The organism is Legionella sheltonii (genome assembly GCF_026191355.1).
GTDB classification, from domain to species: Bacteria; Pseudomonadota; Gammaproteobacteria; order Legionellales; family Legionellaceae; genus Legionella; species Legionella sheltonii.
On sequence record NZ_JAPHOQ010000019.1, the window covers coordinates 79,394 to 87,861 of the forward strand.

Below are 8,468 nucleotides of genomic sequence, written 5' to 3' on the forward strand. Positions count from 1 at the left end.
ATTTTTAAGCATAGCATAGATAAATACTTCTCTTGCTTTCTATTTGCAGCTACCTTGGATAAAGTGGCAAAGTTTTGCGCAATCGATATTGTAGAATTCTTATTGATTCAGCCGCTCTTAAAGTTGATGCTCTGTTTTATTTTTATTCTGTTATAATGGGCAAAGTTTAATATTCGGTGACATTATGTTAACTCCTGATGGACATTGTGCTAATAAAATTGAAAAAGTAATGCTGTTGGCGCTCTGGGCAAATACTTTAAGAGATGAAATTCAAACACAAGGTTTATCCGATACAAAAAAATTAATCTTTGCCGGTCTAGGAAAACCAACCTATCCCATTAATTCTCAGACTATTGCATCGTATCTCTCTTATTGGCAAAGATTAGATGATTTAACTAAAAAATGGCGATTAGAGCCTCATGGACTTGATGAAGATATAGCGATTGATTATGGAGATCCTCGGGGAGACTATGCACCACGAAAATTAATGGCTGATGTCATGTCGCGTTGGTACGCGACAGAAATTAAAGCAGAAAACGTCTTATTTACGGTGGGTGGTATTGGTGCGCTGCGGGTATTATTTGAAACCTTTAATACGCATTATGAGGATGTGCCTGGATATCGAATTATTACCCCTTTCCCATATTATAGTGCGTATTCAAATAATCCATCGCACTGTTTGCATCCTATTCATGTGATGGATGAGCCTGGGTACAAACTCACAGCGCAAGCAGTGGAGGATAGTATTCAAGAGGCGTATACAGCCGCTGAAATGGACCATGGCTGGCCAAAAGCCGTATTGATTTGCAATCCATCCAATCCTTTGGGAAACATCATTGATGAAGACGAGTTAATAAAAATTGCTGATGTTTTGCGTCACTATCCTGATTTGTACATCATTTTTGATGAAGCGTATACGGAGATGAGCTTTTTAGAAATGCCCTCTTTTTTAAAAATTGCCCCAGATCTTAAAGAACGGGTAATCATTCTACGTTCAGCAACTAAAGCCCTCTCCGCAGCAGGGGAACGCATGGCAGTTCTTTTAGTATTTGAATCCAGTTTGATGAATGAAATGCTCAATAAAAACATAAGCTATTTCATTCATGCACCACGCTCAGCACAAGCAGCCTACGCCGAAACGATGGTTAATTTCGGGGCTGAGGAAAAAAAGAGTATTGCGAGTTTCTATAAGAAAAAGGTCGATTATGTCGTTGACCGCTTAAAAGCTATGGGCGCTGCCATGCCCGATCCCTTATATCAGGTAGAAGCCACTTTTTATGTTCTTGCTGACTTTAGTGATATGTTCGGTTTGCCTTTGCCAAAGGAGGCGGCGCGAGTTCTGCAGAAAACAGGGATGGTCAAAACAGATGAAGAATTGGCTTATTATTTGTTGTTCCAAGATAACCTGATGATTACCCCTTTATCTTATTTTGGCTTGTCAAAACATGACGGTTTTATGCGCATTACGTGCAGTGGTCGAGAAAATGAATTGCTCGATTTAATGAATCGATTGGAGGGAAGGTTATTTGAGTCAAGAAAAAATAAAAAAAATATGCTTCTCGAAAAAATAAACCAAAGACTGCCGGAGTTAGAAAAAATCGATACTCATATGTTTGATTTAATTTGTCAGAAGTTGCAAGCAGGAACTATGGAAGAAGATACCTGTTTGAATTTAAAATCCAAGAATCAAGCCCTAAGAAAAATTTATGATACGATAATCGATTTTTTTGAAATCATGAAGCATGAAGTTTATTAATTGAAGAGTCAAAAGAAGCGGAGCTCTGATTATGGGAGCTCCGCTTATCCCGATCTTAGGATCTGAGTCGAGATTAATTATTAACAAATTGATTAATCGTAAGAGTTAATCGATTAACTAATTCTTCTATTTCTGCTTCGTTAATGATTAATGGGGGTAAAAGTCGAACTACCGTATCTGCGGTAACATTAAACAATATGCCATTGGCAAGTCCCAATAAACGAGCGTCAATAGCTGGTCGGTCGAGTTCAATGCCGATCATATAGCCTTTACCGCGAATCCCTTTCACACTTGGATGTTCTCCAAGATTTTTGATTAATTTTTCCATTAACAGGGCGCTGTTTTTGGTGACCTTTTCACAAATTTTATCGCGCTCTATGACTTCCAATACGGTTAAAGCGGTAGCACAAGCCAGGGGATTGCCTCCAAAAGTCGAGCCATGATTTCCTGGTTTAAATAAATCTTTTGCTCGTTTACTCATCAGACAGGCACCAATAGGGACGCCGTTACCCAAACCTTTAGCAGTTGTAAGGACATCAGGTTGAATGTCATAGTGCATGTAGGTAAAAAGCTTTCCAGTACGGCCATTTCCAGTTTGGATTTCATCCAAAATAAGCATCCAGTCGTGTTGATCACAGAGCTTAGCTAGGGCGCGAAGGTAGCTCTCTTCTGCAGCATAAATTCCACCTTCACCTTGAATCGGTTCAAGCATCACCGCAACCACATCTTCTCGATTTGCGGCAATGGTGTTAATGGCATCCAAATCATTAAAAGGTGCACGAATAAACCCGGGGACCAAGGGCTCAAAGCCGGCTTGCACTTTACGGCTTCCAGAAGCAGTTAAAGTTGCCATGGTACGACCATGAAAAGCTCTTTCCATAACAATAATTGAAGGAGTTTCTATTCCTTTTTTATGACCAAAAAGACGAGTCAATTTAATGGCTGCTTCATTTGCTTCAGCACCAGAGTTAGCAAAAAAAGCTTGCTCCATTCCCGTCATGGCTGTCAGCTTTTCAGCAAGTAACTCTTGTTGTTTGATATGAAACGTATTGGAGGTATGAATGAGTTTAGCTGCTTGTTGCTGTATGGTTTTTGTCACATCAGGATGGGCGTGTCCTAACCCACAAACTGCTATCCCGCTTAAGGCATCAAGATAAGCCTTTCCTTGTTCATCATACAACCAAACTCCTTCTCCATGGGTAAAAGTTATTGGCATAGGATTGTAACTTGTAATTAGAGCCATAATATTTTCCTTAAAACTGAAGGATGTCCACTACTCAAAAATTATCTCTCCCATTTAAGAGAGAGATAGTGAGGGTGCCATTATAGCCACAACTTTCTTTGCTTGGGTATAGGTAAAGACCCCCTCAGTAAAAAAGAAGGTACTTATTTTAGATTACTGGCTACAAAATCCCAATTGACTAAAGCCCAGAAAGCAGAAATGTAGTCAGGGCGTGCATTGCGATAGTCAATATAATAAGCATGCTCCCATACATCGCAAGTCATTAACGCGGTTAAACCTTCCGTCATCGGAGTGCCTGCATTACTGGTGCTGATTATTTTTAAAGCACCCGCATTGTCTTGAACAAGCCAGGCCCAGCCAGAGCCAAAAGTTGTAATTGCAGTTTGGGTGAATAGCTCTTTAAATTTACTGAAAGATTCAAAGTGCTTATTAATTGCTTCAGCTAACTTACCTTTAGGCTCACCACCACCATTGGGACTGAGACAATGCCAATAGAATGTGTGATTCCAAACTTGTGCGGCATTATTAAATATCCCGCCCTTTGATTTTTTAATGATCTGTTCCAGGTCCATGGATTCAAATTCGGTCCCAGGAATTAGTTTATTCAAATTGGTAACGTAGGCTTGATGATGTTTGCCATAATGATACTCTAAGGTTTCACTGGATATATGAGGTTCTAAGGCATTCTTAGCGTACGGTAATTCAGGCAATGTAAATGTCATCCTAATCTCCTATTATTTTATTCTGCTTATTTTATTCTGCTGGTAAGTGTAGCAGGAAGGGCATGATATTCAATGAAGAATAACCATAATACTTAAAAAAGCAAACTAGGACCATAACTACTACTGGGTGCTGCAATAAAAGAGCATGTTCACTGTCCATTTATATCGAATTTTTTGGTTATTAATAGATCAAATGGGGCATTAGTTGGCTTTTGGGCTAGGATCTGTTAATCTATTGTGCTAAAAATTTATTGGTTGCGGGCTTAACCGGTTTTCGCGATAATGGGCGTAATTAATTTTATTATTTAAGGTGTGTGTGTGGATACTTTAGAAAAAATTAAAAAGCAAATAGCAGAAAATGCCATCCTGCTTTATATGAAAGGATCGCCAAAAATGCCACAATGTGGATTTTCTGCGCGTGCGGTACAATGTATTGAATCATGTGGTGTCGATTTCGCTTATGTAGATGTTCTTGCTAATCCTGACATTCGCCAAACATTACCACAGTATTCTGATTGGCCCACCTTTCCACAACTCTATGTGAAGGGGGAATTAATCGGGGGGTCTGATATCATTGCCGAGCTTTTTCAACAAGGTGAATTAGAAACCATGCTGCGTGATGCAATTACTGCATAATAATGAGTCAATACCATAAATAATAACTATAATGATGGAGATCATAGAATGAGTGTATTAGTGGGACGAAAAGCCCCTGATTTTACCGTAGCGGCTGTTATGCCTAACGGTGACATTATGGATAAATTTAATTTACACGAGCATTTAAAAGGTAAGTATGGCCTCGTGTTTTTTTATCCTCTTGATTTTACTTTTGTATGCCCTTCTGAATTGATTGCTTTAGATCATCGAATCGATGAGTTCAAAAGTCGTAATGTTGAGGTGGTCGCTGTTTCTATTGACTCACACTTTACTCATAATGCATACAGAAATACTCCAATTAATAAGGGAGGCATAGGTCCTGTTCGGTTCACTATGGCTGCTGACATGACCCATAGTATTTGCCAATCTTATGGAGTTGAGCATCCAGCTGCAGGTGTTGCATTCCGAGGCGCATTTATTATCGATACGAATGGCGTAGTTCGCTCACAAATCGTTAATGATTTGCCTATTGGTCGTAACATGGATGAAATCATAAGACTCATTGATGCGGTACAGCACTTTGAAGAAAATGGTGAAGTTTGTCCTGCGGGTTGGCAAAAAGGTAAGGCGGGTATGAAGGCATCTACTGACGGTGTTGCTGCCTATTTAGCAGAGCATTCAGAAAACCTATAATTAGAGTATCAAGAACCTCCTCTTCTACTTGTAGGAGAGGAGGGAGAGTGAGGGAGCATTAAGTACAATTAGTACCCTCATTTGTCCTTACGGGCATCTTCTCCCTACGGGGGGAAGGACATTCCATAACTGCATCCCTAGTTGAAAAACTTTCTTGAGAATTTGAATCGAATCATCCCTTATTGCATTTAGTTGCAGTTTCTTGCATCATTTTCCACATATTGGCCATATGACAAAACAAATCAGCGGTTTTTTCTGCGTCATAAATTGCTGAGTGCGCTTCTTGAGCATTAAATTGAATTTTTGCTGCCTGAGCTGCTTTGGCTAATACCGTTTGTCCATAAATGAATCCCCCCAATGTCGCTGTATCAAAACAAGTAAAGGCGTGGAATGGCGATTTAACACCGGTTCTTTTTATTGCTTCCTTTATAAATAACAAATCAAACCATGCATTATGGCCGACCAGCACAGCGCGTTGGCATTGAGTTTCTTTAAGTGCAGCAAAAATAGGCTGAAATAAATTTTCTAACGCAATTTTCTCATCAATAGCAAAACGCAGAGGTTGATAAGGATCAATTTGATTGAATTCCAGAGATTTTTGATCTAATTCAGCACCTGGGAAAGGCAAAATATGCTCAAAATAACTTTCTCCACGGTGAAAATTACCTTGTTCATCCATACAAATAAATACGATACACATTTCGAGTAATGCATTTTTATAGGGATCGACTCCGGCTGTTTCCACGTCAACGACTACAGGCAAAAAACCACGAAATCGTTCTTTTAGATTAAGGCAAGGCAAACTATCGTACGGGTTCATGAATACTCCATTGAATGGTTTCACCCGCAGCAATTGGGACAACTTGACTTGAGCCGAAAGGCAGATGGCTCGGTATCGCTTGTGGCGATTTAACTAATTCAATGGTCTGCTGATTGGGGGGTAATTGATAGAATTCGGCACCGAAACGACTGAGAAAGTTGTTGAGTTGTGTTAACTGGTTCAGCTCCTCAAACACTTGTGTATATAAAGCAACAGCGAATGGAGCAGAATAAATTCCTGCACAGCCACAGGCAGTTTCCTTAGCACTGACACTATGTGGGGCACTGTCTGTGCCGGCAAAAAACTTTGGATTACCACTGCAGGCGGCCTTCTGTAATGCTTTTTGATCCTTTTCATGTTTCAAAATAGGTAAGCAGTAATAATGCGGTCTGACTCCGCCCACGAGCAATTTATTGCGATTGTATAGTAAGTGATGGGGTGTAATCGTCGCGGCAACAGTTGCTGGTGCTTCAGTCACAAATTCGACTGCAGCTTGGGTCGATATATGCTCAAGAACAATACGTAACTTGGGAAAATTCTTTACTATGGGTTTTAAATACTCATCAATGAATAAAGACTCGCGTTCAAAAATATCGCTGTGCGTTACTTCTCCATGAATTTGCAGTACCAAGTTACTATTTTGTAAGGTTTCAAAAAGGGGATAAAGATCGTTTAGGGATGTTGCACCAGCTTCAGAATTAGTTGTCGCTCCTGCGGGATAAAGTTTTGCACCGAGAATATAAGGAATATGTGCTGCTTGATGTAATTCGTCGGCGCTCACAGAGTCATTCAGATAAAAAGTCATATAAGGTTCAAAATTCGTGCCTTTAGGAATGGCAGTTAGAATTCTATTTCTATATGAATTAATGGAAGATAATGTAGTGAGAGCCGGTTTAAGATTCGGCATAATTAACGCACGAGCAAAGTGTTGTGCACTATCTGCCACAGTATGTTGTAGCATCTCATTATCTCTAAGATGGACATGCCAATCATCAGGACGATTAATTATTAATGTTTGCATTGTAAAGATTCCTGCGTTCTTGCCGATAACTAAGGATAACATGAAATCAGTGGCAGGAATGAATAAAAGATGGCATTTGTGGATCACAAAGGACAATTTCTAACATGTGTTGCGTTGAGCGCCATGCTTACAATAAGTACAGCATATCCGATGACACAAGTTCATTTTGCAAATCCCTTAGGGGCAAAGGGATGGCGCGTAAGCCGTAATCCACTTCGATGTGGTTTATCTCTTACCATTCCAAATTATGGGATCGCGTATTTTGAACAATATGCAACTAAATCACCGCATTTTATCTTACGTACTTGGGATGAAGTCCAGCGATATTTACCAGCAAAACTGATTATAAAAGCGCCTATGTGGAAGCCTGCAGGACCTATCGCTTTAGCGGGGCAATTAATAGTTAAACCGGGTGAATACGGTATTTATCTGCGACGGGACTCAACTTTAAAGTTACTGACCTTTTTATTACAAGGTTATGAACCCAATTTCATTTACCGTGGCGAAACAGGATTTAGTACCACAGTTGCCTTATCCCCAATTGGATTTCAGAAACCTTATTCCCGTTATCAAGAATGTATTGGAAATCTATTACCGTTTGATTACCAACAGATTAGAGAAAGTGTGTTCCATTATAAAGAAGATGATAGAGAGTTAACGGACGCATATAAAAATCAATTGCGTCGTATTGCCCGCTATGTAGATGCAGACCCTCAAATACACGAAATAAGAGTAGTGGGTTATGCTGATGGGAATGGTCGTAAGGGGTATAACAATGCAATATCTGAAGACAGGGCACGGGTAGTTAAAAAGTATCTATTACAACTGGGTGTTCCTAAAGAAAAGCTCCATGTGACTTGGGTTGGTGAGCTTTATCCTATCGCTAGAAATGATACGGATGCAGGCCGAGCAGCAAACCGAAGAGTGGAGATCACACTCATCAAGAAATAGATGTGAAAAATTATATTTAAACTATTTATAAGTCATTTTATTAAAATAATGGTTGCAAGTTATAATTTATTCTCTATATTACTATCCTTAGCATTTCATTTTAAGTCCAAACTTTATTAGTTAGTGCTACAGAGGATGACTATCAGCATGACGATCTAAAGAAATACCATGCTGCTCAAAAAAAATATCCAATGACCAAAAAAGGCATATCTCATTGAAAAATATTAATTTTTTTTAGTAAATCTTCTTGACTTATTTCATTCCACTGCTAATACTCACACTGTTGCATGCATCGACCTGAAGCGACGAAGGCATGCTAATGACAACTCCTAGTAGAGAGTTATCAATAGAAATAGGAAACAATAATAATTTATGCGGAGACATAAGCATGTTAAGTTTAAAGAAAACAACTTTAGCTATTTTAGCTTTGGGCAGCAGTTCACTATTTGCTGGTACCATGGGGCCAGTTTGCACCCCGGGTAACGTTACAGTTCCATGCCCAAGTACTGGATGGAACGTTGGTGGGCAAGCTCTTGTTTTACAAGTAATGACTGATAACAACATTTCTTTTGATTTGGATGTTACTCCAACTGGTGCTTCTCTGGACACTGAGTTGTCTGCACAATGGGACTGGGGTTTCCAAATTGAAGGTTCTTACCACTTCA

The 8,468-nt window shown here is 39.5% G+C and carries 9 protein-coding genes; 5 read left to right on the forward strand and 4 right to left on the reverse strand.

Translation table 11 applies throughout. The features are described from left to right. The first annotated feature begins 184 nt into the window (after window positions 1-184). Window positions 185-1,756, forward strand: coding sequence for a pyridoxal phosphate-dependent aminotransferase (locus OQJ26_RS18055; RefSeq protein WP_265705096.1), 1,572 nt, complete (start codon window positions 185-187; stop codon window positions 1,754-1,756). 73 nt (window positions 1,757-1,829) lie between these two features. On the opposite strand, the gene OQJ26_RS18060 is transcribed toward OQJ26_RS18055, so the two are convergent. Beyond that, a complete protein-coding gene (locus tag OQJ26_RS18060; RefSeq protein ID WP_265705097.1) occupies window positions 1,830-2,999 on the reverse strand; it encodes an aspartate aminotransferase family protein in 1,170 nt (389 codons plus the stop codon). A gap of 143 nt (window positions 3,000-3,142) precedes the next feature. Next, window positions 3,143-3,721: a superoxide dismutase [Fe] gene (gene sodB, locus OQJ26_RS18065; RefSeq protein ID WP_265705098.1), complete on the reverse strand. Its 579-nt coding sequence runs from the start codon at window positions 3,719-3,721 to the stop codon at window positions 3,143-3,145. A gap of 318 nt (window positions 3,722-4,039) precedes the next feature. On the opposite strand from sodB, the gene grxD reads away from it, so the two are divergent. Continuing rightward, window positions 4,040-4,357, forward strand: a complete 318-nt coding sequence (gene grxD / locus OQJ26_RS18070) for a Grx4 family monothiol glutaredoxin (protein ID WP_265705099.1) — start codon at window positions 4,040-4,042, stop codon at window positions 4,355-4,357. Between the two features lie 48 nt (window positions 4,358-4,405). Beyond that, window positions 4,406-5,011: a peroxiredoxin gene (locus OQJ26_RS18075; protein ID WP_265705100.1), complete on the forward strand. Its 606-nt coding sequence runs from the start codon at window positions 4,406-4,408 to the stop codon at window positions 5,009-5,011. 172 nt (window positions 5,012-5,183) lie between these two features. Here the strand turns inward: OQJ26_RS18075 and rnt are convergent, their stop codons facing one another. Next, window positions 5,184-5,831: a ribonuclease T gene (gene rnt / locus OQJ26_RS18080; RefSeq protein WP_265705101.1), complete on the reverse strand. Its 648-nt coding sequence runs from the start codon at window positions 5,829-5,831 to the stop codon at window positions 5,184-5,186. After that, a complete protein-coding gene (gene pyrC / locus OQJ26_RS18085) occupies window positions 5,815-6,852 on the reverse strand; it encodes a dihydroorotase (RefSeq protein WP_265705102.1) in 1,038 nt (345 codons plus the stop codon). The genes rnt and pyrC overlap by 17 nt, the downstream gene beginning before the upstream one ends. A gap of 69 nt (window positions 6,853-6,921) precedes the next feature. On the opposite strand from pyrC, the gene OQJ26_RS18090 reads away from it, so the two are divergent. Both OQJ26_RS18090 and OQJ26_RS18095 read left to right on the forward strand, forming a co-directional pair. Further along, window positions 6,922-7,803 (forward strand): flagellar protein MotY, encoded by an 882-nt coding sequence (locus tag OQJ26_RS18090; protein WP_265705103.1) that lies wholly within the window; start codon window positions 6,922-6,924, stop codon window positions 7,801-7,803. Between the two features lie 388 nt (window positions 7,804-8,191). Then, window positions 8,192-8,468: Lpg1974 family pore-forming outer membrane protein (locus tag OQJ26_RS18095; protein ID WP_265705104.1), on the forward strand; the 277-nt coding region annotated here is incomplete at its 3' end.